Annotated in this window: 28 protein-coding genes; 9 read left to right on the forward strand and 19 right to left on the reverse strand. The window is 54.0% G+C overall.

Going from position 1 to position 24,287, the window contains the following annotated elements; all coding sequences use genetic code 11:
• Positions 1 to 40: 40 nt before the first annotated feature.
• The 3 genes from Dvar_RS35740 (at position 41) to Dvar_RS35750 (ending at position 2,197) form a co-directional block, all read left to right on the forward strand.
• On the forward strand, positions 41 to 565 hold the full coding sequence (locus Dvar_RS35740; protein ID WP_419658062.1) for a hypothetical protein: 525 nt from the start codon (positions 41 to 43) through the stop codon (positions 563 to 565).
• Positions 566 to 579: 14 nt separating this feature from the next.
• Entirely contained in the window at positions 580 to 1,083 is a 504-nt protein-coding gene (locus Dvar_RS35745; protein ID WP_419658064.1) for an SDR family NAD(P)-dependent oxidoreductase, read from the forward strand.
• Between the two features lie 61 nt (positions 1,084 to 1,144).
• The gene (locus Dvar_RS35750; RefSeq protein ID WP_419658066.1) at positions 1,145 to 2,197 is read left to right on the forward strand and encodes an ADP-ribosylglycohydrolase family protein; all 1,053 of its coding nucleotides are present in this window, start codon (positions 1,145 to 1,147) and stop codon (positions 2,195 to 2,197) included.
• Positions 2,198 to 2,315: 118 nt separating this feature from the next.
• On the opposite strand, the gene Dvar_RS35755 is transcribed toward Dvar_RS35750, so the two are convergent.
• The 7 genes from Dvar_RS35755 to Dvar_RS35785 all read right to left on the reverse strand — a co-directional run bounded on the left by Dvar_RS35755 (position 2,316) and on the right by Dvar_RS35785 (position 6,957).
• A complete protein-coding gene (locus Dvar_RS35755) occupies positions 2,316 to 3,170 on the reverse strand; it encodes a hypothetical protein (RefSeq protein WP_419658068.1) in 855 nt (284 codons plus the stop codon).
• Positions 3,171 to 3,261: 91 nt separating this feature from the next.
• The gene (locus tag Dvar_RS35760; protein ID WP_419658069.1) at positions 3,262 to 3,423 is read right to left on the reverse strand and encodes a hypothetical protein; all 162 of its coding nucleotides are present in this window, start codon (positions 3,421 to 3,423) and stop codon (positions 3,262 to 3,264) included.
• A 94-nt stretch (positions 3,424 to 3,517) separates the two neighbouring features.
• Positions 3,518 to 3,955, reverse strand: a complete 438-nt coding sequence (aprB, locus tag Dvar_RS35765; protein WP_419658071.1) for an adenylyl-sulfate reductase subunit beta — start codon at positions 3,953 to 3,955, stop codon at positions 3,518 to 3,520.
• Positions 3,956 to 4,320: 365 nt separating this feature from the next.
• A complete protein-coding gene (locus tag Dvar_RS35770) occupies positions 4,321 to 4,938 on the reverse strand; it encodes a class I SAM-dependent methyltransferase (protein ID WP_419658073.1) in 618 nt (205 codons plus the stop codon).
• Between the two features lie 262 nt (positions 4,939 to 5,200).
• Positions 5,201 to 5,479: an AhpC/TSA family protein gene (locus Dvar_RS35775; RefSeq protein WP_419658075.1), complete on the reverse strand. Its 279-nt coding sequence runs from the start codon at positions 5,477 to 5,479 to the stop codon at positions 5,201 to 5,203.
• Positions 5,476 to 5,910, reverse strand: coding sequence for a site-2 protease family protein (locus Dvar_RS35780; RefSeq protein ID WP_419658077.1), 435 nt, complete (start codon positions 5,908 to 5,910; stop codon positions 5,476 to 5,478). Before Dvar_RS35780 ends, Dvar_RS35775 begins: the two co-directional genes overlap by 4 nt.
• Positions 5,911 to 6,195: 285 nt before the next feature.
• Positions 6,196 to 6,957, reverse strand: coding sequence for a hypothetical protein (locus Dvar_RS35785; RefSeq protein WP_419658079.1), 762 nt, complete (start codon positions 6,955 to 6,957; stop codon positions 6,196 to 6,198).
• Here Dvar_RS35785 and Dvar_RS35790 point away from each other — a divergent pair.
• Positions 6,957 to 7,508: a fasciclin domain-containing protein gene (locus tag Dvar_RS35790; protein ID WP_419658081.1), complete on the forward strand. Its 552-nt coding sequence runs from the start codon at positions 6,957 to 6,959 to the stop codon at positions 7,506 to 7,508. The two genes, Dvar_RS35785 and Dvar_RS35790, sit on opposite strands and share 1 nt — an antisense overlap.
• Before the next feature lie 567 nt (positions 7,509 to 8,075).
• On the forward strand, positions 8,076 to 9,419 hold the full coding sequence (locus Dvar_RS35795; protein ID WP_419664211.1) for a clostripain-related cysteine peptidase: 1,344 nt from the start codon (positions 8,076 to 8,078) through the stop codon (positions 9,417 to 9,419).
• Between the two features lie 115 nt (positions 9,420 to 9,534).
• Here the strand turns inward: Dvar_RS35795 and Dvar_RS35800 are convergent, their stop codons facing one another.
• Complete coding sequence (locus Dvar_RS35800) at positions 9,535 to 9,930, reverse strand: fasciclin domain-containing protein (RefSeq protein WP_419658083.1); 396 nt, start codon at positions 9,928 to 9,930, stop codon at positions 9,535 to 9,537.
• 698 nt (positions 9,931 to 10,628) lie between these two features.
• Here Dvar_RS35800 and Dvar_RS35805 point away from each other — a divergent pair.
• Positions 10,629 to 10,862, forward strand: coding sequence for a hypothetical protein (locus tag Dvar_RS35805; RefSeq protein WP_419658084.1), 234 nt, complete (start codon positions 10,629 to 10,631; stop codon positions 10,860 to 10,862).
• 53 nt (positions 10,863 to 10,915) lie between these two features.
• Here Dvar_RS35805 and Dvar_RS35810 read toward each other — a convergent pair whose 3' ends face one another.
• Positions 10,916 to 11,767 carry a ChaN family lipoprotein gene (locus Dvar_RS35810; protein ID WP_419658085.1) on the reverse strand — a complete coding sequence of 284 codons (852 nt, stop codon included), beginning with the start codon at positions 11,765 to 11,767 and terminating at the stop codon, positions 10,916 to 10,918.
• On the reverse strand, positions 11,764 to 13,884 hold the full coding sequence (locus Dvar_RS35815) for a M1 family metallopeptidase (RefSeq protein WP_419658086.1): 2,121 nt from the start codon (positions 13,882 to 13,884) through the stop codon (positions 11,764 to 11,766). Before Dvar_RS35815 ends, Dvar_RS35810 begins: the two co-directional genes overlap by 4 nt.
• 379 nt (positions 13,885 to 14,263) lie before the next feature.
• Between Dvar_RS35815 and Dvar_RS35820 the strand changes: the two genes are divergently transcribed.
• Positions 14,264 to 15,550, forward strand: coding sequence for a PQQ-dependent sugar dehydrogenase (locus tag Dvar_RS35820; protein ID WP_419658088.1), 1,287 nt, complete (start codon positions 14,264 to 14,266; stop codon positions 15,548 to 15,550).
• A gap of 70 nt (positions 15,551 to 15,620) precedes the next feature.
• Here Dvar_RS35820 and Dvar_RS35825 read toward each other — a convergent pair whose 3' ends face one another.
• The 3 genes from Dvar_RS35825 to Dvar_RS35835 form a co-directional block, all read right to left on the reverse strand.
• A complete protein-coding gene (locus tag Dvar_RS35825) occupies positions 15,621 to 16,646 on the reverse strand; it encodes a dihydroorotate dehydrogenase-like protein (RefSeq protein WP_419658090.1) in 1,026 nt (341 codons plus the stop codon).
• An 8-nt stretch (positions 16,647 to 16,654) separates the two neighbouring features.
• Positions 16,655 to 16,843, reverse strand: coding sequence for a hypothetical protein (locus Dvar_RS35830; protein WP_419658092.1), 189 nt, complete (start codon positions 16,841 to 16,843; stop codon positions 16,655 to 16,657).
• Between the two features lie 214 nt (positions 16,844 to 17,057).
• Positions 17,058 to 17,840 carry a hypothetical protein gene (locus Dvar_RS35835; protein WP_419658094.1) on the reverse strand — a complete coding sequence of 261 codons (783 nt, stop codon included), beginning with the start codon at positions 17,838 to 17,840 and terminating at the stop codon, positions 17,058 to 17,060.
• 281 nt (positions 17,841 to 18,121) lie between these two features.
• Between Dvar_RS35835 and Dvar_RS35840 the strand changes: the two genes are divergently transcribed.
• Both Dvar_RS35840 and Dvar_RS35845 read left to right on the forward strand, forming a co-directional pair.
• A complete protein-coding gene (locus Dvar_RS35840) occupies positions 18,122 to 18,397 on the forward strand; it encodes a fasciclin domain-containing protein (protein ID WP_419664212.1) in 276 nt (91 codons plus the stop codon).
• 283 nt (positions 18,398 to 18,680) lie between these two features.
• Positions 18,681 to 18,932 carry a TAXI family TRAP transporter solute-binding subunit gene (locus tag Dvar_RS35845; protein WP_419658096.1) on the forward strand — a complete coding sequence of 84 codons (252 nt, stop codon included), beginning with the start codon at positions 18,681 to 18,683 and terminating at the stop codon, positions 18,930 to 18,932.
• Here Dvar_RS35845 and Dvar_RS35850 read toward each other — a convergent pair.
• From Dvar_RS35850 to Dvar_RS35875, 6 genes are all read right to left on the reverse strand, one after another.
• The gene (locus Dvar_RS35850; RefSeq protein ID WP_419664213.1) at positions 18,866 to 19,177 is read right to left on the reverse strand and encodes a S1C family serine protease; all 312 of its coding nucleotides are present in this window, start codon (positions 19,175 to 19,177) and stop codon (positions 18,866 to 18,868) included. The genes Dvar_RS35845 and Dvar_RS35850 overlap by 67 nt on opposite strands.
• A complete protein-coding gene (locus Dvar_RS35855) occupies positions 19,177 to 19,470 on the reverse strand; it encodes a HAMP domain-containing protein (protein ID WP_419658098.1) in 294 nt (97 codons plus the stop codon). The genes Dvar_RS35850 and Dvar_RS35855 overlap by 1 nt, the downstream gene beginning before the upstream one ends.
• Positions 19,379 to 21,295, reverse strand: coding sequence for a UbiD family decarboxylase (locus Dvar_RS35860; RefSeq protein WP_419658099.1), 1,917 nt, complete (start codon positions 21,293 to 21,295; stop codon positions 19,379 to 19,381). The genes Dvar_RS35855 and Dvar_RS35860 overlap by 92 nt, the downstream gene beginning before the upstream one ends.
• Before the next feature lie 298 nt (positions 21,296 to 21,593).
• Positions 21,594 to 23,219: a chaperonin GroEL gene (groL, locus tag Dvar_RS35865; RefSeq protein WP_419658101.1), complete on the reverse strand. Its 1,626-nt coding sequence runs from the start codon at positions 23,217 to 23,219 to the stop codon at positions 21,594 to 21,596.
• Between the two features lie 17 nt (positions 23,220 to 23,236).
• Positions 23,237 to 23,524 (reverse strand): co-chaperone GroES, encoded by a 288-nt coding sequence (gene groES, locus Dvar_RS35870; protein WP_419658103.1) that lies wholly within the window; start codon positions 23,522 to 23,524, stop codon positions 23,237 to 23,239.
• 403 nt (positions 23,525 to 23,927) lie between these two features.
• The gene (locus Dvar_RS35875; RefSeq protein ID WP_419658105.1) at positions 23,928 to 24,266 is read right to left on the reverse strand and encodes a hypothetical protein; all 339 of its coding nucleotides are present in this window, start codon (positions 24,264 to 24,266) and stop codon (positions 23,928 to 23,930) included.
• Positions 24,267 to 24,287: the final 21 nt, after the last annotated feature.

Genomic DNA, 24,287 nt, shown 5'->3' on the forward strand with positions numbered 1-24,287 from the left:
AGAGACTGACGGCTGACGATTGACGAAAGGATGGATTTTGATGGGACACAATCGATTTCAGGAGAACCAGCGAATCGCGCGTGTGGTTGAAGAACGCGCCGGGGTTGGTACCACGGAAGTTGTTGCCGGATGGCAGGCGATGTTGGTGGATCTCTTGCGTCGAATGAGACCGTTCATGCGGCCTGGGGTCTTGGTCACCTTCAAGGACCTGTTGGAATCGGAAATCGCTTTCTTCGAGCGTTTGCACCGCGGCGTACGCATACCGCAATCGGCGGTCGCGATTTACCTTCCGCCCAGCGTCCGGCAACAGATGCTGGGTGAGGCTCCGGCCTCCATCGATGGCACCGGTCAACCTGACGCCGGGGTAGTGGTCGCCAGTCACCACGGTGCATTCGATGTCATCGTCAACGCATTGTTCGCATATCCCCCATACACCCCGGCGATTGACGTCTATGACCAGGGAGAACTGGCGGCGGGATATCAGTTTAAAGACATCGATGCATGCCGTAAGGAGTTGCCGCATGTACTTGGCCGTCATCTGGGGGTCCCGTTCACGAAATCATAACCCGATTTGGGTTGGTGTATTGCCCCGGATCCATCCGTCTGCGACCATTCCATCGGCTAAAGAGGGATGATTTCCTGGCAGACCTTGAAATCAACCTGCTGGGAGCGATCAACGCCATACAGGCCTGCCTGCCGGGTTTAAAGAGGGCCACCGAGCCGTCTTCCATCGTCCTTTTCAGCACGGTGGCCGTAGAAACGGGCATGCCCTTTCATGCATCCATCGCCAGCGCCAAGGGCGCCATCGAACGGTTGACGCGTTCCCTGGCTGCCGAGTTGGCTCCCAAAATAAGGGTCAATGCCATCGCGCCCTCACTGACGGATACGAATCTGGCCAAAACGCTGCTGTCCGATGACGGCAAGCGATCTGCAGCCGCGGCACGGCACCCCCTCAAGCGATTCGGAAGTGCTGCCGACATTGCTGCCGCGGCAACGTTCCTGCTCGAGGATTCATCCTCATGGATTTCCGGCCAGATCCTGGCCGTGGATGGCGGTATGGGCGCACTACGGACCTTCAAATGACGCCGATCCGACAGCAACCCCGGACCTGACTGTTTTGCTTTGCGCACATCGAGGAGGCAAGATGAAAGCAAGCGTTGATTTTCAATCCCGACAAAAAGGCGCGATTCTTGGGATGTTCATCGGAGATGCGTTGGCCATGCCGGTGCACTGGTACTATGATCGGCGGGCGCTGTACCGGGATTACGGCCGGGTGACCGATTATCAGGCCCCCAGAAATCCTCACCCTGACAGCATATTGTGGCGCTCGGCGTATGAGGCGGCCAACCCGTCGGCCGATATTCTCCACGACCAGAAAAAGTATTGGGGACGACATGGGGTTCATTACCATCAGTTTTTGAAAGCGGGTGAAAACACGCTCAACCTGAAACTCTGTGCACAGCTGATCGATAGCATTGTCGAAAACGGCACCTACGACAGCGATGCGTTCCTGAAACGCTACATCGATTTTATGACCACGCCAGGCAGGCACCGGGATACCTATGTGGAGGAATATCACCGCCATTTTTTTACCAACTATGCCAATGGCAGGCCGCTTCGGGCTTGTGGGATCGTCGAAAAGCATATCAGCGGCATCATCGGCATGATTCCGTTGATTGTGCGCTACGCCGACGATCCGCCCACGGCCAAGCGGCTGGCGCTTCAGCACCTGCGCCTCACCCACCTGGGGGGTAAAATGGCAGCGGCGGGTGATTTGCTTTTGGATATTCTGCTTCCGGTTTTAAAGGAAGCGTCGCTCAAAGATACCATCGTCGACAAGATCAAAAGCCAGGACAATCCCCTGATGGGCTTCCCATTTTTGCGCTGGCTGGCCGACCCCGACGAAACGGTCATCGGCAGCCGCCTCAGCAGCGCCTGTTACGTCGAAGACGCCCTGCCATCAGTCATATACCTGGCCTTGAAATATCCTCACAATGCCGCTGGTGCGCTGATCGCCAATACCAATCTGGGCGGCGACAACGCCGGACGGGGAGCGGTGTTGGGGGCGCTGCTGGGGGCGGCAAACGGGTCTCAGGCTTTCCCGAAAGCGTGGGTGGATGGATTGCGTCATCCACCGCCAAACCTGGAGCCTTTTGTCAGCGCGGCATTGGATGGGCGTCGATCTCATGCGGTTTAAAAGCAAAAACGGTTCTCGTGGACAGGCATACCCAACGAAACCGTCCGGGTGAAAGCAACAAATAGGGCCGGCAGCAATTTCCTCCTCCTCTGCCATGTCCCCACAAAGGGCGCCGGCCTCAGGAAACCGGGTTAATCGCTTCACCGGTGGTCAACTGATTCATAATGTTCTGCTGGGGCGACTGCGGGTAGTCACGCTCGAGAATCAGGGACATCAGCCGGTCGAAATTTTCGCGGTCCGTGTGTGGATCGATCGCCCCCAACAGGTGGGCCACCTTGCGAATGCGGTCCAGTGACTGGATCGACTTCTGGTAGTCGGAATAGAAATGGCCCAGCTCGCAGAGCAAATCGTTGTCGAAGGCAGTCTCTGGTGGCAGCCAATCATCGGCCTGGCCCTCCTGAATGCGTCGCCACCCCAGGTATGCACAGGCAACCTCGCGGTAAACCGCCTCAATTCGCCGCTGGACCGGCACGGGCAGCCGCGTCACATCCCCCAAATCGGATATCATCACCGCACGGATCCAGCCGCTCTCCTGGCCCCTGGACACAGAATGGCGTTTGCCGGCGGATTCTTGGCCAGAGGCCCTGAGCCCCTGCAAGATACGTTGATACAGGTGGATCATCTCCGCTTCACCGGTCGCTGACTGGCCGGCCGATCGGTCCCAATCCGCGCCGGGATCCGCAATCCGCAGGCGCCGGAGGACCTGCCGGGCCTGGTACCAGGTGGGCAGCCAGACCAGATGGCGCTTCATCTTTTCCTGATCGCCAAAAATGGCGAGAAAGCGCTGCATGCTGAGAATGAAGTAGATCCGTTTGGGAAAAGGCGACGGTTGGGCAATGATCCCCTCACGATCCCAGACGAAACATCCGACCTCGGGTTCCCACGGCAGGCCGGCCTGTTTCATTTGCAGCGCCAGCGCCATGATCCGATCGTCCATGGGGATGGGGGCCAAGCGGTGGGTTGTGTGGTCCATGGGTTCCCCCCTTTATGTGCGTTCGACACCACCCCGGTTGCGGGTGATGCCGGCCGGTGGATACGCGTCGTCGTCGCAGCCGCACCGGCGACTATTCTCCGACGAGATCGGCGATGGCACGGAAACAGGCGTCGACCGCCTCGTCCGGCCCATCCAGATTAATCATGCGACGATCAAGATCCAGGTCGACGATCCGGCAACCATGGTTCTCAACCGTCATCTGGAGTACATTCAAAAAGGTTGTTTCATCCATAAGAATATCCTTTCCGGTTGTTGAGCGGGCATGGGGAACCGGCGTTCCCCATGCGCGATTGAGCAGGCGCCCTGCGGTCAAAAACCGTCGATGCTCAACCTACCGTCTCGGGCCGCGGAATGAGATATCCATCGGCCTCTTGGGTGGACAGCAGGTTGCTCTCGAGGTCCTTGCCCTTAAGGTCGGTGTAAGCATTGGCCTGGCCTTCAGGCGTCGTACGGATGGGGAACTTGAACCGTTTGATGGTCCCGTTTCGAAACTTACAGGTCCACATGACGTCCTCGGTCCCCATCATGGGCATGATACTGCTGCCCAAGGGCACAAAATCGGCATATCCCCTGACCTCAATCGCTTGCGTCGGGCAGATCTTTACGCACGAGAAACATTCCCAACATTGGTCGGGTTCCTGGTTGTACGCTTTCATTTGATTCGGATCCAGGACCATCAGGTCGTTGGGGCAAATGTACATACACGCGGTTTTGTCCCCGCCCTTGCAACCATCGCATTTTTCAGCGATCACGAAACTCGGCATGATCCCTCCTTGCCTGTTCGAGTGAATGCGACGCGGAAAGCCATCTGTGGTCCGGTGGCGATCCGTGTCACGTTTCGAGCTATGCCCATCATAGCACTGGACTAAAATAGGTTCGCACACCTTATTGTCAATATTTTGTCTATTGTTTGTCTAATATTTGTATAGTTTTTCCATGTACGATCGCATGGCCAGCTAATTAACAGGGCAACCGGGGAAGGCAAGCTGTCTGAATCAGCCCTCTGCGGCCACTTCCGGGATAGCGTCGCCGGGCCATCGATTGATTCCCGGCAGCGCGATCATCGCCGGTGGCCAAATGCGCACCGCGTGGCGGCAGGTTCAAGCAGGTTCCGCGGTTTTGCTGAGAATCATCGGGGGGTCGCAACCGCAACGTCGGGCTTGATCGCCACGACCCAGAGGTACAAGTCCCCCCATTGCCGGCAGGCACGGATCTGGAACCCGCTGCGCTGCAATGCGAGGATGAACTGGGGCCGATCGAAGCGATCCGCTTGCGGATGATCCATGAGCCGGCCCAGCAACGGGTGGGTAATGTAGCGGCTGAGAATTTCTTCGCAGTAGAACGCACCGCCGGGTTTCAGGACCCGAACAATTTCGCCGATTGCCTGGCGCCAACGCACCACGTGGTGGATCGCCCCGAAATTGACGACCGCGTCGTAGGACGCGTCGGCCACCGGAATGTGCCGGAGGTTGCCCACCCACAGCCGGGTCCGGCGACTGCCGGCCCGTTGTCGCCGGCGAACAAGCGCAATCATCTTCGGATCGAGATCGAAGGCATCGACCCGGACCGCCTTGAACCGACGGTAAAGCGAATCGATGCCTAAACCGGGCCCGCAGCCGGTTTCCAATACATGGGCACCCGTCAGTGGGCCGCCCATGACCAGCAATTGCCGGGCTTCCCAGTGACGCTGCAAAAAGGACCGAACGGGACTGAGAATAAACAAACGTTCGATCCAATTCAGTTGCATGCCGACAAACTCCTTCTTTTTGCTTTGCGCTTGTCGAAGACCACGGTTAGGTTGACCATGGAGACCATAAACACACATTCATCGGCGACCGTCGGGAGTCTTCGTCTGCGGGGAATACGTCAGCCTGCCGGGCATTCAATGGGCGTTGCTGTCCGGTCGGCGAGCCGCCGATGCCGTCCAGGCTCATCTGCATGGCCAGCCCATTCGGCGGTAGTGATGACGGGCAGGCCCGCCCTGCAGCGCCGGTAAAAGAAGGGGTGGTTCAGGCGACGGCATCGGCACCGAGTGCCGTCAGCAACGTTTCTGGCCGGGGGTGATCATCCGGTCCGGATGCATGGTGGCTGAACAGGATACGGCCGTCGGTGCCGATGATGAAGACTCCTGGGAGCTGGCGCACGTCACCTCGGGGAGCGCCCAAACCATGACCCTTGGCCATGGCCGTGCCCCCCCGGAATACCGTTTTGGCAGAAAACAGCGCCCCAGTGGCGGCCCGTTTGAGACGAAAGGCCTCGAAAAGCCGCTTTTCCGGGTCGGCAATCATGGCAAAGGGAACGTCGAACCGCTCGTGGTGACCGTCAGACGCTGCATCGGCTCCCAGGCGGCCGTTGCCTGCAACCAGACAAACAAGGCCACGGCGATAACCGCGTTGACCGCAGGTCCGGCCAGGGCCACCCAAAATTCCTGCATGGGTTGGGAAGGAATCTTCTCCAAACGCGCCACACCGCCGATTGGCAGCAGAATGATGTCACGGGTAGCGATCCCATACCGCCTGGCCATCAGGGCATGGCCGAATTCATGCAGCACCACACACATGAAGATGGCGAGAATGAACAAAACACCCACCAGCACGGCGCCCACACTTTGACCACGCTGCCAGTGCACCAGCGCAACCCAACCGACGAGCAAAAGAAAGGTAAGATGCATATACACGTCGATGCCGACGAATTTTCCGATTCTAATGGACCATTTCATGGTAACACCTCCTGCAAGCGAGCGATCTTGAAAAGGACACGGCCTCTGTTCGATATCCTCGTAAAAAAAATATGGCCGCTCGAGATGGCTGCAATATGAAATGTTTGATCGGTTGCCGGTAGGCCAATCCTACCCATACCCGTATGCGGTTTGCCGTCTGGCGAAAAATCGCAACAACCGGCATCCGGTGCCCATGGGCTTGCCGTGCAGGCCGCCTGGAAAAGCACCGGTCAGCGATCCGGGAAGACACGGTTCAATCCTGAAGCGGTTCGTAAAATCTGCGCCTCAGAGGGTGTTCAGCGCCGCCCGGTAATGGTCGGCCTGGGCCAGCAGCGCATCCCGTTTACCGGCCGACATCCGATCCCAGGTCCGAACCATCATCGCCACGCGCGGATTGCCGGCCAGCGTCTGCCGGTGACGATGGACAAAGGCCCAGTAGAAACTGTTAAACGGGCAGGCCCGCGTCCCCACGGGGATCCGCCACCGGTAATGGCAGCGATCGCAATAGTCGCTCATCTTGTGGATATAATTGGCGGAGGAAATATAAGGCTTGGTGGCGACCAGGCCCCCATCGGCATATTGGCTCATGCCCCGCGTATTGACGATCTCCACCCATTGAACCGCATCCATGTATATGCCCAGGTACCACCGGTCGACCTCGTCCGGATCGATGCCCGCCAACAGGGCGAAATTGCCCGTGATCATGAGCCGCTGGATATGGTGGGCATAGGCTTGCGTCAGGGATTGGGATATGACCGTGTGCAGGCAGTTCATGCGGGTCTCGGCGGTCCAGTAGAAATCCGGCAGGCCGGCGGTGTGACCGAAGTGGTTCAGGGACGCGTAGTCGGGCATTCGGGCCCAGTAAATGCCACGCATGTATTCCCGCCAGCCGAGAATCTGGCGAACAAAGCCTTCCAGTTGTTCGATGCTCACCGCCTGACCGGATGCGGATCGGGCACGGGCGATGGCCGCCTGGATCACCTCCATGGGGTGGAGCATCTTGGTGTTGAGGGCAAAGGAGAGCAGCGAATGAAAAAGGGAAGACAATGAAACATACCAACCACAAAGTAGGTACACTTGTTCTGGCAATATTACTATCTGTTTCCCTGCTTGCATGCAGTGACGGCGATGATCATGCACCGGTTAGTTCGGAACCGACGCTGAACATCGTGGAAACCGCCGTAGACGACGGACGATTTACCACATTGGTGGCCGCACTGCAGGCTGCCGAGCTTGACGATGACCTGTCCGGAACCGGCCCGTTCACGGTCTTCGCCCCCACCGATGACGCCTTCGATCTGTTGCCTGTGGGAACCGTGACTGCGCTTCTTGAGCCTGACAATAAGGCCACGCTGATCGATCTGCTGCTGTATCACATGATCGACGCCGAAGTTCCTGCAAGCGATGCAATTGCCTTGGACGGGACCAGTGCGGTGATGCTCAACGCGCTGAATGTCAGGATCGATGTCGTCAACGACGACATGATCCTTAATCTTAACGGAAACAGGGAGGCCATGGTGACGGTCACCGATATTGAGTGCACCAATGGTGTCATTCATGTCATCGATGCGGTTCTCGACCCCGCCGATTCACCGTAACCCGTATGATCATAAAGCAATAGCAAGCGTTGGCCAGTTGGATGGATATAAAAACGGCGATACAGAACGTGTTTAGAATGTCTGTATCGCCGTTTTCATCTTCGAATTCTTTTTCAACGGGGATTCGTATTTTATGTTTCCGGTTCTCTGCGAAGCTCAAGTTGACGGGTTCCCACGCTGATGCGCATCCCCGTCAACTTAAGCGCATAGGAAGAGCCGTTATCTCGCTCCCATGCTCCGCGTGGGAGCACCCACCGCTGTTCACTTTTACAGGATGAGGGTTCCCAAGCGGAGCTTTAGAACCCGTTCCGTTGGCGGGGTTGTGCTCGGCATGGGAGCAAGATGATACATCCACTCACTGTTCCTGAATAAGCGGATTACAGTTCTATATTTTTGATTTAATTTTGGATAGTTAATCCTGCTCAAGTCAGCCGCAAACTGGGCGATAAATAGATTACATACAATCATTTCTTGGTTGAAATGGCAAAAGAGGCCCGTGGTTGAGAAAGTCAGTCAGCTCCGCAGATAAGCTGTCATCATAATCGAGTCGAGATTCAGATTTTGATCGTGACCATCAGACAAATTACCACCATTACACTATTATTTACTTTTTTGGTCCTCTGCTTCGGTAGTTTTGCCCCCGTACTCGGTACGGTATCTGAAAAGGCCGGTAACCAAACGGTCACTGTCCTTTGCTATATGAACGGGGATAATGATCTTTCAGAAGAGGTGTTTTACTCCCTCGATTTAATCGAAACCGCCGGTTCATCGGATAACGTGAATGTAATCGCCCTTGTGGATGGAAACCCGGAATGGATGGGACAATATGATATTTCATGGGCGGACACACGAATGTTGAAAGTCGAATTCGACGCCCAAATTGGAGTGATAAACGCTACTGTTTTAGAGGATTGGGAAGAAGCCAATCTTGCAGACCCCAAAACATTGGAGCAATTTGTTAGCGCCGCCATCGATCGTTATCCAGCCGACAGGTATATTTTATATACCTTCGCCCACAGCCAGGGGATCATCGATACCCGCACGTTTTCCATAAAACAACAAGTAAAAAACCTATCCATCTCCAACGATGACACCAGCAAGCAAAAAATGGATCTGAAACAGTTTCATGATGCGATAAAGCGTGGACTTGATGGTCGTCAATTTGATTTAATAGTCCTCTTTTCGTGTCTGACAAACATGGTGGAGATCGGATACGCGTTTTCTGATATCACACACTATTTCATAGCGAGCCAAGATGAAATAAGGCTTCTTAATGAACCGTCCGGAAGTTTCCAGATTCGCGGCCTTCAATTCGAAACCGCAATTGAATCACTTATCGAGGATCCCCATATAAACGCGACAGAACTCGGCCGAATGTTGGTGGACAGTCATGTTGACAGCTATATACACAAAGTGGCGGTGAATTCCGATTCGTCAAAACCTGCCGGCAATCAACTCTCGGCGGGCATGGCATTGGTGGCATGCAAAGCGTTGCCAATATTGGCTCAAAATTTGGACGAACTGGCTCGATCAATGATAGCGCATGCCGATGATCCCTCGGTTTTATATGCAATGCGTGATGCCTTGAATCGTACGCCCCGGTTTCCCAGTTTCTTGAATCTGGAATATTATGACCTCCATCTTTTTGTACAGAATTTACGGAATAACCTGCAGCAAGTGGAGACGATTCGAGCCTGTAATGCGGTGCTTCATCGGTTGGCAGACCAAATCGTGATCTACGAACGTCACACCCTTGATTACGGCGGAAAAGGTATGTCCATCTATCTGTCCAATCCGCTGGTCCCGGATAACATCTATGACGCCCATCAATTCATGTATTCGAGATCCCGATTCTCCCAAGACACCCAATGGGATGAAATGATAGCGTGCTTTCGACATCGCCTAAAATAATGTCTCTAAAATATTGATCTCCCTCCCTTCGGTGAATACGTAAAGAAAACAAAAGGGCGGGAACACCATAACGGTTCCCGCCCAATCTGAATTACCCCTGTAAATCGGTTACGATTCAAGGCATAATCACATGATCAATGACGTGTATGACACCATTGCTCGTCATAATATCTGTTTTTATAACCTTTGCATTATCGATCATCAAATCGTTACCGGACTGGGTTATTTTGAAGTCCTTGCCATTGACCGTTTTTGCCGAAGTCAAGTTTACCGCATCCTCGGCCATTACCTTGCCGGGAACGACATGGTAGGTTAGGATTGATTGAAGCTTTTCCTTGTTTTCGGGTTTAAGCAAATCATCGACCGTTCCTTCGGGCAATTTGGCAAACGCATCATCTGTCGGTGCAAAGACGGTAAAAGGCCCACTTCCCTTCAGAACATCAACGAGATCCGCGGCCTGAATTGCCGCAACCAATGTTTCAAAAGAACCGGCAGCACTTGCGGTATCCACAATATCCTTGGTCGCCTTGGATTGGGTGTAGTTGCCGGCTACTGCCAGCGCGGGAACCGATATCAAAAGAATAAAAATCGAAGCTTTGATTAGAGTATTCATAGTGCATCCTCACTTGTTCTTGGTTGAGATTGTTTGTGATAATGGAAAAAACGGTTGGCTAAACCGTCATCGACTGCAGGCCTAAAGTACGAACAAGATCCTCACTGGACAAGCGGGAAAAAAGTGGGGCAAAATGATAGGTGAATCCTACCGACATTTTCTTGCGAGCATATTATTCATTCGAGATAAAATCAGCAGGGTTGTCGTTTTACATCATCTTTAATTATGAATTCGGATTTGAAACCCTTTCGGGACTGCCGATCTCACCGCATCTGCGGCGTCAGATGGCTTACCGCATAGGCGATTATGGCGAAAAGCCATCTTCCTTGTAACTGCGGCAATTTCGACCATCGCTAACATGACCATCCGGTAATCTTGGTGTCACATATTCGTAAGGTTCAGGCAATAGAATGGTAAACCAATTTGAATACTAAGCTGACCATGCACAAGTTCCATTGATTTCGTTCTTTTTAAATCACATCAAACGACCCATTCAATCAAGATTGGCCCCATTTTTCCATAGGATGGTTTTGCTTATGAAAACTTCAACTTCCGATTCAATATCAACCATTTCCGATCAAGACATAAAGCCGATCATGAGATCCACCCGAGCCCTGTTTGTCGCCATATTGTCACGGGCACTCAAGGACATATTCAAACCCACCTGTGACGATTATGATCTTTGCAGAAGACAGGCGCTGCATTGGATTGAAGTCAATGATCCGGAATCGTTTACAAGTTTTGTGAACATATGTAATTATTTGGACATAGATGCGGATCGAGTTCGCCGTATCGTTATCTTGAAAACCGTCGAAAATGCATGCAATTGACCTGTCGTGTACGGTATCATCGAACCCAAAAGGCTCCCCGGCCGGCTGCGGGGCTAATCCTCCAGGCCGAGGATCAGGTAGTCGGCGTCCTGTTTTGATACGCTTCCGGGCGTCCAGCGGCCTTTCAAGGAGGGTTGAATCACTGCCTGTTCGACCCCGGCATTCTCTCGGGCGGCCTGTTCGGGTGCGGCTTTCTTCCAGGCGTGGATCATGCCGCAAAGAACGACAACCGTGCGCTCGGGATGATTCTTGAGGTGTTCCAGGGCATAAACGGCCATGGCGGTGTCCCAGACGAGCTGGGCTTCACAGAAGCGGCGAAAGCCCGACTCCGAGCCGTGGCTGCCCAGTACATGGCGCAGAAATTCCTCGTATTCCCGGTCCACGCGACAAACGATGGGGGGCAGTTTGCCGATCTCCTCGGGCGTCAGGGACTCGAAGCCGTTTCGCGCCACCTTGCGCGTGATGCTTCGCGGCACATTCAAGCCGATCATAGGGATCCGCCGGTCCCGGCAGTACAAGAAGATATCCCGGTACAAACCCCAATCCTCGCTCCAATTGCGGGCAAATGCCCGGCGCATCTCCGCCTCGCTCAACGCTCTGGCGATCCAGGCGTCGAGGATGCTTTGTTCGATGTGTTGAAACATCTCCAGCCCCACGGCCAGCGGGCGTTTGCGTTTGTCCAGGCTTTGGATCACAGCCAACTGGGCGGCGTGGTGGGCGGCATTGTCGTGGAATTCGCCGACATAGACGATGCCCGGTGACGGCAGTTTCCCGGCGGCCTGGTCCAGGCTGATTTCGGCTTTGCCGGCAACGTCCCACAGGGCGATTTCCGCGGCCTGAAGAATGGTGCCGGGGATGAACAGGAATAAAAACAGTAACGTTGGAGCAACAATACGCATTCTCATGAATCGTCTCCCAGATCGACGACAAGGGGCGATCCGGACACCGCGCCGACGCCTTTGCCGATATTTACGCTGCTTTTGAAGGACAGCCGGCCATAGCGGCCGTAATGGGTAATCTTACGGGCCGTCCGTGCCACAGTCTCGACGTCGGTGCCCGCGACGGGTAGGAACACGGCCACCATCCGCTGTTTGCGCTTGAAGACCGCAAACAGCGTGTCGGCATCGCGGCTTGAAATTTCCTCACCCACCCGAAACGCCCCGGATGAGAGCGCCACCCCATCGCCCAGCTGCGACAGCATGGCCCGGCCCTTTTCGCGTCTGGGCATGCCGAAGAAGAGGACGTCTTTACTGGCGGTATCCTCGGCAGCGAATCTGCTTTCACTCCAGACGGGTGTGCCACCGTGGTTGAGCCCCATCAGGAGGCCTCGGAAAACTTCCGCCCAGGGCTGGGAGGTATCTTCGGTTATCACGGCGGCGAGGGCGCCGGAGCCCTTTACCGCGTCGACGGTGGCCGGAATTTCCTCGGGGTAAAGAAGACGAAAAACGTCGAAGTTGGGGTCGGCGGCTACGGTTCTGGGCGCCTCTGGCATTTGGATGCTGAATGTCGCCGTGGCATCATCCAGAACAACGATCTCCTTTCGGCTCACCGGGGCACCGGTCACCGCTACCGGCACGCGGGCGTTGAAGTGTGGGGATTTTTGGATGAGTCCCCCCTCCACTTGCAAACGACCTGCCGCGGAAACCACCCGGGGACGATCCATGGCCAATTGCAGAGCACCTGGGCGGGTGATCCACTGATCGTGGAATGTACGCACCGCAACGCGACTCAAGCCGCCGTGTTCGGCAAAAGCATCCATGAAATGGCCCCAGTTGGTTCTCTGGTAAAGCCGCTTGGAATAAATGTCGCGCAAAGCAGCCCAGAACGCCGCGTCGCCGATTCTAAGGCGCATCATATGGAACACGAACATGGCCTTTCCGTAACCGATCGCCTGGCTGGCTGGATTGTAGCGACTGCGGAACATCGACAGGGGAAAGTCCTGCGCGCCTGCGGCGAGGAGCGCGTACTTTTCGAGCGTGCGCAGGCGATAGCCCCGGGCTTCCGCCAAGGACTGCTCCTCCTTGGAAAGGTAATCGGCCACATAGGTGGCCAGCCCCTCGCACCAATTGCCCCCGGTGGCATCCACCAACACGCCGTTGCCCCACCAGCAGTGGGCCACCTCGTGTCTGAGACTGGTATCGGGAATGAAGGGCAGTCTCAACACGCGGCTGCCCAGCAGCGTAAACGATGGAAAACCGTATCCGGTGGGAAAGAAATTTTCCACCACGGCGAATTTGGCAAATGGATAGGGCCCGTGAAGCGCTTCATAGCGGCCGATGTGACGCTGCACGGCGTCCAGATATCGGGTTGAAAGCCCGGCATTGGCTGGAAAGAAGTAGGTGGCGATGCGCACCTTGTCATGCATGCGTTCGCCGACGACGTAGCGCCCTGCAAACATGGCCAGCGGCCCCGATGGCCGATCCACCGACCAGATCGAAAGGCTCCTGTCTGCGTCATCGGTATGGGCTTCGAGTTTGCCTTCCATCACCGCATAGATGCCCTTGGGCGCAGTCACAACCACCCGAAAAGTCTCGGGGATATCTTCCATAATCATCGGGTACCAGCCGCTGCCGGCCAGGAAAAAAGCAGCATCCCGGGTGATGGTCCCCATGACACCCTGACCGGGGTTGTCCATGGAAAATGGCTCAGCCTCGAAGGGGTCGTCGAAGACACCCTCGTAGCGCAGGACCACGGTCTGCGAAGGCGCATCTGCGGTCTCTGTATTCAGATGCAGCACACCCGCTTTGAGTGTGTACGTGGCGCCCTGCACGGTAAGAATGCGCACACCGGGGCGCAAGGCCACGCGAAGGCGCGACATCCCCTTTGGTAGACGGATAGTGTCAATGCCGCGCAGGGTTTTGGCATCGTGAAGGATTTCCACCTCGAGCGCGTGGTGGAGGGCCGGCTGGGCCGCGGAACCGAAGGCCGCCGGGAAAAGGATGCACAGACTTGCCACGGCAGCGATGAAAAGAGAGCGCAGGCCGCGTAAGGGTTGCGTATGTCGACAATCGGATTCCATCATGGAAATAGTTTACGCATCAAAGTGGAATTTGCAATGGGTATCATTCTGATCGCCGAGTTTTCGGCCGGCCGTATTCTGCAAACTTTTATTTTCAGTGTTCTGGCATAGGGTTCCAGATTCTTTTCCATCGTGGGATATTTTCCCCTGATTCTGGTCAGTGGCGCCGGCGCGGCTGCACGAAATTCCATTGGCCTGTTTTTGGTGGGGAGAATGACGGTGGTCCATTGCCTGTGAAAAAAGATAGGATGCGGCGAATTCGGCATAGACGGTACAATCATTTTACTTCCGGCTTGACGGACCGGGAACGGATGCGGTAGCTACAACATAAGCGTTTCCGATACGATATATTCATTTAACCCCAGACCTAAGGGCGATTGGCATGCATATTACCAGATCCAAACCGCATGTAATCGCTGGCATTCGTTACTATAAGCCCACCGTTGATCGTTCAGAATACAGGGAAAAGGATCGATTGATGAAAGCACTCCCATTTCAGGTTATGATTGTATTTATGGCAACGGTTGTCGCATCCGGTCTTGCGGCACAACCCGTGGTCATTGATGGCGAGGTCCCTGCCGAAGGTGGTTTTCGTAGCGTCACTCTGCTGCAAGGGTTGGAACATCCATGGTCGATGGCGTGGTTGCCCAATGGGAATCTGCTTATCACCGAACGGCCGGGGCGGTTGCGCTTGGTGAAAGGCGGACGACTTGTAGCTGCTCCCGTCGATGGTGTCCCCGATGTATTTGCCGCTGGTCAGGGTGGCCTGCTTGATATCCGTTTACACCCCCGTTTTTCTGAAAATCGCCGGATCTATTTTTCATATGCTCACGGCAATGCCAAGGCGAACCATACGCGAGTCGCCGCGGCCCAATTCAATGGTGACCGCCTTGAACGCTGGACGATGATCTTTCAGGTCGGAATTCAGAAATCAGGCAGACAACATTTTGGTTCGCGGTTGCTGTGGCTTCCCGATGAAAGCCTATTGGTCTCCATCGGGGATGGTGGGAATCCACCGGTTCGACTCGCGGGTGATTGGATCCGCAAGCAGGCCCAGAACAAACAAAGCCATTTGGGGAAAATACTGCGGCTTGACGATACCGGCAATGCGACCTCGGATAATCCGTTTTCCGGCATGGTCGATGCCGAGAAAACAATTTGGAGCTATGGCCATCGGAACATCCAGGGATTGGCCTACGATTCACTCCGAAAAGTGGTGTGGGCATCGGAACATGGGGCGCTTGGCGGAGATGAGTTGAACCGCATTGTCAAGGGCGGGAATTATGGATGGCCGACGGTTACCTTCAGCCGCGAGTACTTGGGCGGTTTCAAAATCTCAGACCACGTCTCGAGACCTGGCATGGTGGATCCAAAGGTGGTCTGGATGACGGCCATTGCCCCCTCCGGGTTGATGGTCTACACCGGCGAGCGGTTTTCCCGGTGGCACGGCGATATATTCGTTGGCGGACTCAAATCCCAGGACATCCGACGAATCGACTTGGATCATTCCGGCCAAGTGATGGGCCAAACGGCCCTGCGCATCGGCCATCGGGTGCGAGACGTTCGTCAAGGGCCGGATGGACTGATTTACGTTCTCACGGATGAATCCGACGGCCATCTCATTCGCCTCGAACCGACCGTGGATAACCAGTCGCCGCCCTCACCATGAAAACGGAATCAGTGTAACCTCACTTCTTCTCCCATGTGGTTGTTTTTGATAATTTCGGTTCACCTGCCGTTTAGGTGACGACGTTCTTTTTTCCGCCATAGTAGCGCATAAACTGAACCCGGTCGTAAATGGACGGGTCTACAGTTTTTTTCTGACTCATTTTGCCTTTGAAATCACCAATCGTATTGAACCGGTTATCGGCCATCCAGGATTGAAGTCGTCCGATCATTTCACCCAGGTAGTCGATTCCGTTCTTGTACAGACAAGAGGCGACCTGAACTGCATCCGCGCCGGCCAAGAGCTGTTTGATCACTGCGTCCCCGTCGTGGATACCCGTGGAAGCGGCAAGGTCACAATCGACCTTCCCAGCCATAATGGCGATCCAGCGTAAAGACATGGAAAGGTCCGAGGGTGTGCTGAAAACAAATCCTTTGGTGATTGTAAATTTGTCGATGTCGATGTCCGGGCTGAAATAGCGGTTGAAGAGCACCAGGCCAGCAATTCCGGTCTGCGACAATTTTTGGATCATGGGACCCAGATCGGAAAAATAGTAGCTGATCTTCAGCGCCGTTGGAATGGCAAGCTTTTGGGTGACCGCCTCCGTGGCCTTGAAATAGATGCTTTTACGATCCACACGCGTTTTCTTGAAATCCGTGGGAGGAAAAAACATATTCAATTCCAACGCATCGGCACCGGCTGCTTCCAGTTGTTGGGCATAAGATATCCATTCAACAGACTGCAGAAAGCAGTTGATGCTGGCAATGACCGGTATCGAGACGGCCTTCTTGCTCTCTGCGACGAGGGTGGCGTACTTTTTCAGATTTTCCTCGCGAACGATATAGTCGTAGTACTCGATGGGAATTTTTCGCCCGTCGTAATCGAAATACTGGCTCTCCTTGGGAAACTGCCTGGCCGTCTTCATGAAGTCGGCGTACTCCAACGCCACTTCCTCCTCGAAGATCGATTTCAGGACCACCGCAGCGGCTCCGGCTGCTTCTGCCCTTTTGACGCTCTCCACCGAACTGGTCATCCCTGAGCTACCCACAATGATCGGATTTTTTAACTCAAGTCCCATATACTTTGTAGACAGATCCATAATTCCTCCTAATCAATGAATTGATTACACCCTTCTTCATGCACTGGATAGTCGTCAATGGTCGTATTGTGCAGTCCTTCTCTGAGTCCGGTCTTAAAAAATTTTTCTTTATGTAAATACTGTCCACCACGGATCAGCGCAAAGCCGATTAAAGCCACGACACAAATTAAAATAATTGTTATCATTTTGACGATCACTGCTTGCGTCTCCACCCATCTGGGATTTGATGCAGCCTTTGCTGCCGGCGTTGGCGACAATTTGGGATCAATCGGACATTCAGATTACAGCGGTGGCACCCAGCCCGGCACTTGTGCCGATGTCCGGAGAGATGTTTACTTTGGCTACCGGGAGCTTTCTGGCGAGTGCTTTCATTTTGTTCGTATTGAAAATAAACTACCGTATTCAACAACGCTAAAATTGATATCCTACATTCGCAAATCCATAATTGAACCAGCTAAAATTGTAAACATCATCATTATCCACGCCACCTTCCAGCATTCGGTAACCACCGCCGATGCTCCATCGATCCGAAAGATCGTAACGAATTTTCAAAGCCAGATCGAGTGCCCGACCGGGTCCCCCGGCAAGTCCTTCAAAGTCGACAATGGCTGCCCACCGTTCGGCAAAGGCCCACGCGGTTGAAAAGTTTAAAAGAGGGGCGACGCCCACGTTGCTGTCAGACGCTTTTATGCCGGCCTGCTCGAGTTCTATTTTGGCATCACGCACCAGAAGGGTCACGCCGACATGTAGGCGCAATGAACTTTTGTTGAGAAATAAATAGCGATAGGAAAGCCGGTATGTATCAAATTTGTATTGGCCTTCGGTTGGCGTCCCAGACGCAAACGTTGTGCCTGCAAAGGATACCGGTTGATCAAGCTGACCGTTTCCGTCGATTCTCAGCGGAGCCACCTCCAAACGCAATCCGTGCCGCTGTCTGATATTCCAGTCGACGGTTAATCGACCAGCAGCATAGGGCCCGCTTCCAGTCAAGTCCTTGAAAGAAAAATCGGTGCCGCTGTTTCCAGGTATGCGCACGTCATTCTTGGCTTGCCAAACTGGCCCGCCTTCCAACTCGAAACGAAAACGCCTCCAATCGTTCTGTTCATCCGCTGATGCGGCAATGGCCCCGAACCATGTTAAGACGCATAGACAACCGATATAAAATTCAACTTTCAGTAACAATGACAATGACATTTTATCTCCGGAATGATCGAAATCGATTTGGTTTAGGGTCGATGATGGCTAACTTTGGTTTTTAAACAGGAAAGAAGACCAATTACAAATACTACTGTTAAAAATAGAATAGAGATAATGTAAAGGTCAAGGCGCAAAATGGTCAGACATGATTGGAGGTTCTGCTCAACCAATTATAACCGTTGAAATCTTTTGGGTGCGTCTCCCCAACAAAACGATCATTGAGATCGTTATACTGGCAGTCTCCACCTACCATTGCAATCCTTTTCGCTTATCATTGAATTCAGTCGGTTGATGCCAATCAGTCGACGTTGATTGATGTATTGCTGTACCACGTCTTTGATGGATCTGTACTGTCAACCGCAGCGATCGCTTTGGATGGACAAAGCGTTGACATGTTGAATGGTGGAACCATGAGCCTTGACCTGGCAGCCAGTGAACTGATTTTGAACCTCGGCGGGAATCGGCAGGCAACGGTAACCATAACCGATGTGCTGTGCGCCAACGGTGTGATCCATGTGATTGACGCGGTCCTCGACCCAGCGGATTCCCCATGAAAGGTAAATCATGGGCGGCCGCACTTTTCAGTGCCTGGCGGCCCGACCGCTTTACCCGGGTGGACTGCACCTTGTGCCATGGCGCAGGCGCCTACACCGGGAATTTCAACATGCCCACGACTCATCTGCCCCGTCTCAGCGGAGATGCTTTCCTGGGGCCTGAGTTTGCAAAATACCCGGAAACCACCCGTTTGAAGCTGGATCGATTGGTGCCTACGATGTCTGAAGCCCTCGGCCTGAAGTCCTTCAACCTCTTTACCCGAAGAGGATTCGGCTGTTACTCATGTTGTTGGAGCAGGGCACTCTGGATGTGGCTCTGGCTGCCAGTCTGCCTGCCCGCGAAGCTTTCGAAGGAATCGAGCGCGATGCACCGACCCCGCTCAAGATCATCACTGCCATATACCCCACCTTCGGCACCTTCGCTGTCAAGAGGGGCTGCCCGGCGAATACGTTCTCCGATCTGGTCGGTCAGAAAGTAGCCTGGGGCACCAAGTCTTCGGGCCTGACCTTGCTTGGACAAGAGGTAACGGTGTGATTGAGCCCGAATGGATTGCCGATGGCCACTACCCAATCGCCGACCTGTAAGTGTTCGGAATCGCCCATGGCGGCTGCAGGAAAGGGCTTTTTGGCGTCGATTTTCAGCATGGCCAGGTCTGTTTTGGGACCGCGCCCTACGACCTGAGCTTCATGATAGTTCTTGTTGGCGAGGATGACGGTTACCTCGCTGGCATCTTCGACGACATGATTGTTGGTCAGGATAATGCCGTCACCGCTGATAATTACCCCGGAACCGGCCCCTTGGAATCTATGGGTTTAGGGTTGGCAAACATTTTATTTCTCCTTCTAAAGGAATCATCCAGCCGGTTTAGCATGTCGTTGAGTGTTTGGGCCAATCGGTCCAATTCGTCACCATTGCCCGTCATCGGGAGACGTGCGTCGATGCGTGTCGCGCTGATTTGCTGTGCCGTTCTTGTTATAAAATCAAATGAAGTTTGAACATCGCTCGGCAGCGCGTTTCTCCACAGTGGGGTCGGGTTGCAACAAAGAGGTGTGATGCGGTTTGATTCTGGCATCGGTGACCAAGGATTGGCGGCAGCCCCAATGTTTGGCCTCGAAAAAGGCCTGGATACCGTATGTATCGTGGCTGGGGTTGGATCGCAGAAAACACACCCATAAAAAATTGTCCAGGGTTTGCGCGCAGAATTCACTATCGTCAACCAGTACGATCCAGGCGACGCCTTGCTGGCGCATGAGGTTGGGGGTCAGACGATCCATTTGGGCGCAATAATCTTTGACCGGTGTCCTTGGATCGGCCAATGCCCCGTCGTGTGAATCTTCTTGATTGGACGTCCACGATGGTGCCTGCACAACCAAAAGGCCGGGTAAAATCAGACGCGGGTGGTCATAACCATCCGGCAGAACAAGACTTTCCGGGACTTCTAAGCACAGTGAACGACGCTTTTCCCCGGCTACGGCAACGACCAGCTTGGATCCCTTGTTGAGTTCAGGACCGGTATAATCCAGGGTATCCATGGTGGTCTGGGTCTGAAAATGAAGATCTTTGCGCCAATCCACCCGTTCCAGAATGTGCTGAAAATACGCTTTTACATCCGTTGCCTTGAGCGTGGGGGCATCCTCACCGGCACAGATAAACAGGTACTTGGCCAGTGAAATTTGATTGAAGCCCAATAGTGCGTTGGCCTGAGTCAATATCTCACGGGGCTGCCTCGGCGCATAGGGGACATAGCGTTCGGATCCAATGGCCAGCAGCAGACTGTGCACCCCTGCGGCATCCACGGCATTCACCTCGCGTACGCCCTTGACCTGGGTAGGCAACACATTTCCGGTCAGGCGGTGAACGAATTTGCCAAAAACACTGTCTTCCTGGGGCGGACGCCCCACCACGGTAAAGGGCCAGACGGCACCGTTGCGATGGAAGACTTTTTCCACGTTCAGGTAGGGAAACGGGTGCTTCAAGGAATAATATCCCAGGTGATCGCCAAAAGGACCTTCCGGTTTGGTGTCCGGTGCAACCGTGCCCAGGATGCAAAAATCCGCGTCGGCCGAGATCACCCAGCCATCAATCAAGGCATATCGAAAAGCCCTTGAAGCAAGCATGCCGGCAAAGGTAAGCTCGCTGAGGCCTTCAGGCATGGGCATCATGGCCGCAACCGTATGCGCCGGCGGACCGCCGACAAAGATGCTGACTTTCAGCGGCCGGCCCGATTCGATGGCCTGGGTATGGTGGATGCCGATCCCCCGGTGGATCTGGTAATGAAGGCCCACTTCTTGATTGGTAATATAATCGTTGCCGGACAGTTGTACCCGATACATGCCCAGGTTGGATTGCATTATTCTCTGTCGGTCTGCCGGGGCCATCGATAAAACCTGGGGGAGGGTAATGAAACTGCCGCCATCCATGGGCCAGGATTGAATCTGAGGCAGGTCCTGGATGCGGCATTCACATTCCAAAACCGGCAGCCTCGCACGCCAATGGGAGCGCATGTCGGCATTCACATCCCTTAACCGGATGGCAGCCGGAAGTCCTGTGCGAACACGGCGCGGAAGCGCGTTCAGGGCGGTTGCGGCAAGGGGGACCCATTGTCTGACCCGAGGCAACAGCGCTAGTGGATTACCGTAGTTATCCATGAGCGACTGCAGCGGCCCCTGGGATTTACGAAAAAGAAATTCCATACGCGCCATGGTGCCAAACAGATTGGAAACCGCCGGGAATGGTGTTCCCTTGATTTTCTCAAAGTAAATGGCCGGGCCATGATCACGGTGAACCTGACGGTGAATGGCAGCCATCTCCAGATAGGGATCGACGGCCTGCCCTATTCTCAGCAGCTGTCCGGTTTGTTCCAGTTCATCGATGCATTGGCGCATGGACTTGTACATTCTCGGCTCCCTGATAAATAAGCGTGCGCCATTATCTGTTGTCGATCAAAAAAAAGCAACCCCGCCCTGTTTCGCGTCATCGATTACGAGCACCGCTTCGCTGAGCACGAGCACGAATGACGGGCATTGGCGTTTTTTCGTGCTCGTGCTCGCAATCGATCATCATTTTGTACTATCAATCGATGGTATTCCTAAGGAAGGGCGCGCTCCCACGCAGAAGCATGGGAGCGAGAGGCAGGAAAAAATTCCAAATGCGGGTGCCCTGTTTAAGGTGATCTACGCAGCAACAGGACGGACGCTAGTACATATCATCGCCCATGGGCGGCATCCCCGCTCCGCCTTTTTTCTTTGCGGGCTTGTCGGCGATCATGGCTTCGGTGGTCAGCATCAGCCCCGCGACCGAAGCCGCATTTTGCAGGGCATAGCGTACGACCTTGGTCGGGTCGATGATACCGGCAGCCAGCATGTTTTCAAACTGGTCGGTGGCAGCGTTGTAACCGAAATCGTCTTTGCCCTCGATCACCTTGTTGATCACCACCGAGCCTTCCACTCCCGCATTGCAGGCGATCTGACGCAAGGGTTCCTGCAGGACGCGTTTGAGGAGTTTGATCCCGTTATTTACCTCGCCCTTGGCATCCACCGCCTCCAGGGCGCTGATGCAGCGCACCAGGGCCACGCCGCCACCGGGCACGATTCCCTCTTCCACCGCGGCCCGGGTGGCGTTGAGGGCATCTTCCAGGCGGGCTTTTTTCTCTTTCATCTCGGTTTCGGTCGCCGCACCGATGTTGATCACCGCCACGCCGCCGATCAGTTTGGCCAGACGTTCCTGCAATTTCTCACGATCGTAATCGGATTTGGTTTCTTCAATCTGGGCACGGATCTGCTTGACGCGGCCTTCGATGGCGCTTTTGGTACCGGCGCCGTCGACGATCGTGGTGTTGTCCTTATCGATCTTGACCGTACGGCATTTCCCCAAATCATTGATGGTGATGTTCTCCAGCTTGACCCCCAACTCCTCGGAAACCACCTGCCCACCGGTCAATACAGCGATGTCCTGCAGCATGGCCTTGCGGCGGTCACCGAAACCAGGCGCCTTGACAGCCGCGACCTTGAGGGTACCACGCAGCTTGTTGACGATCAGTGTGGCCAATGCCTCACCATCCACGTCCTCGGCAACGATCAATAGGGGTTTGCCTGTTTTGGCGACCGACTCCAATAGCGGAACCATGTCCTTCATGTTGGATACTTTCTTCTCATTGATCAAAATGAGAGGCTCCTCCAGTTCGGCAACCATCTTCTCAGTGTCGGTCACAAAATAGGGAGATAGATAGCCGCGATCGAACTGCATGCCCTCGACAATGTCCAGGGTGGTTTCCATCCCCTTGGCCTCTTCGACGGTGATCACGCCCTCTTTGCCCACTTTTTCCATGGCGTCGGAGATCATCTTGCCCACGGCTTCATCATTATTGGCCGAAACGGTCCCCACCTGCTCGATTTCCATACGGTCCTTGGTGGGTTTGGACAATTTTTTAAGGGCATCGATCACCGCGGCAGTGCCCATGTCAATACCCCGCTTGATGGCCATGGGATTGGCGCCGGCAGCCACCAGTTTCTGCCCTTGGGTATAGATGGCCTGGGCCAGCACCGTGGCCGTGGTGGTTCCGTCACCGGCCATATCGCTGGTCTTGCTGGCCACTTCCTTGACCATCTGAGCGCCCATGTTCTCGAACTTGTCGGTCAGTTCGATCTCCTTGGCAACGGTCACACCATCTTTGGTCACCAGCGGAGAGCCAAAGGATTTGTCCAACACCACATTGTTGCCCTTGGGGCCAAGGGTGACCTTCACCGCATTGGCCAGGGTGTTGACGCCTTTGAGCATCGATTCCCGCGCACTGGTCCCATAAATAATCATTTTTGCAGCCATGTTCTTTTCCTCCTGCCTTATTCGATAACGCCGAGGATATCATCCTCGCGCATGAACAGATGTTCAACACCGTTTATTTTTATTTCAGTGCCCGCATACTTGGAAAAAAGCACCCGCTCCCCTTCTTTGAGTTCCATAGGAACGTGTTTGCCTTTGTCATCCAGCTTGCCGGGCCCGGCGGCCACGACTTTGCCTTCCATGGGCTTTTCCTTGGCCGTGTCCGGGATGATGATCCCCCCGGCAGTTTTTTGTTCCTCTTCGACACGAACAACCAATACTCTATCATTCATTGGTTTGACCTTCATTTGTTCCTCCTCTTTTACGAAACGTGCTAAAAACCAACTAACATGAATGCCGTCCACCGACCACGGACGGACAAACCGTGAAAGACTGCAAGAATGCTCACCTGTCCATTTGTCAATGGGTATAGTAAAGGCGCCTTTTGATCAAAAAAGATACGCCAAATTAAAGCTGAATTGATTGTTGTCAAGCCCTGTTTGAACTATTTTATTAACATCAATTTCAACATGTTAAAAAATTTTCGTCAAACACTGATAAAATAGTGGAAAGTACTTGAAGACAAGCGGTGGCCCCCTATGGCAATGGGATAAAAAATGCCCACAATTTCTTCTATCGTGAGCATTTTATCATCAACTCGGCAGGCTTTACCAATATTTACCTTGAAAAGGGCACTTTTCGAATAACAGTTCAGGCGTCGTGGAATTTAACCTGGCCTGAAGATCTATCAAATTGACCGGTGTGCATAACCAGTTCCGGTCTTTCATCCAAAGAAGTCCAGTTCTTGACCACAAGTCCCGCCAGGTTCACTTTCGAAGGGTTATAGATTCTGAATTCTCTATTTTTCGAGTTACCTTCCAGAGGCCGGCTCACATACTTGAGCGACCACACCAGATCCGGATCCATATTCATCTCCACAACCATCTTGCGCCCCACCGCATCCGGTAAGTCCTTGGGCTTGTCAAATTTAATGGCGGTTGCGCTTCCACCGCTGCCAGCGTCTTGTTTTTTCCAGAATTTCCAGTTCATTGTTTGGTACCCTTTCCATCG

This window comes from Desulfosarcina variabilis str. Montpellier (assembly GCF_048565275.1).
Taxonomy (GTDB): Bacteria; Desulfobacterota; Desulfobacteria; order Desulfobacterales; family Desulfosarcinaceae; genus Desulfosarcina; species Desulfosarcina variabilis.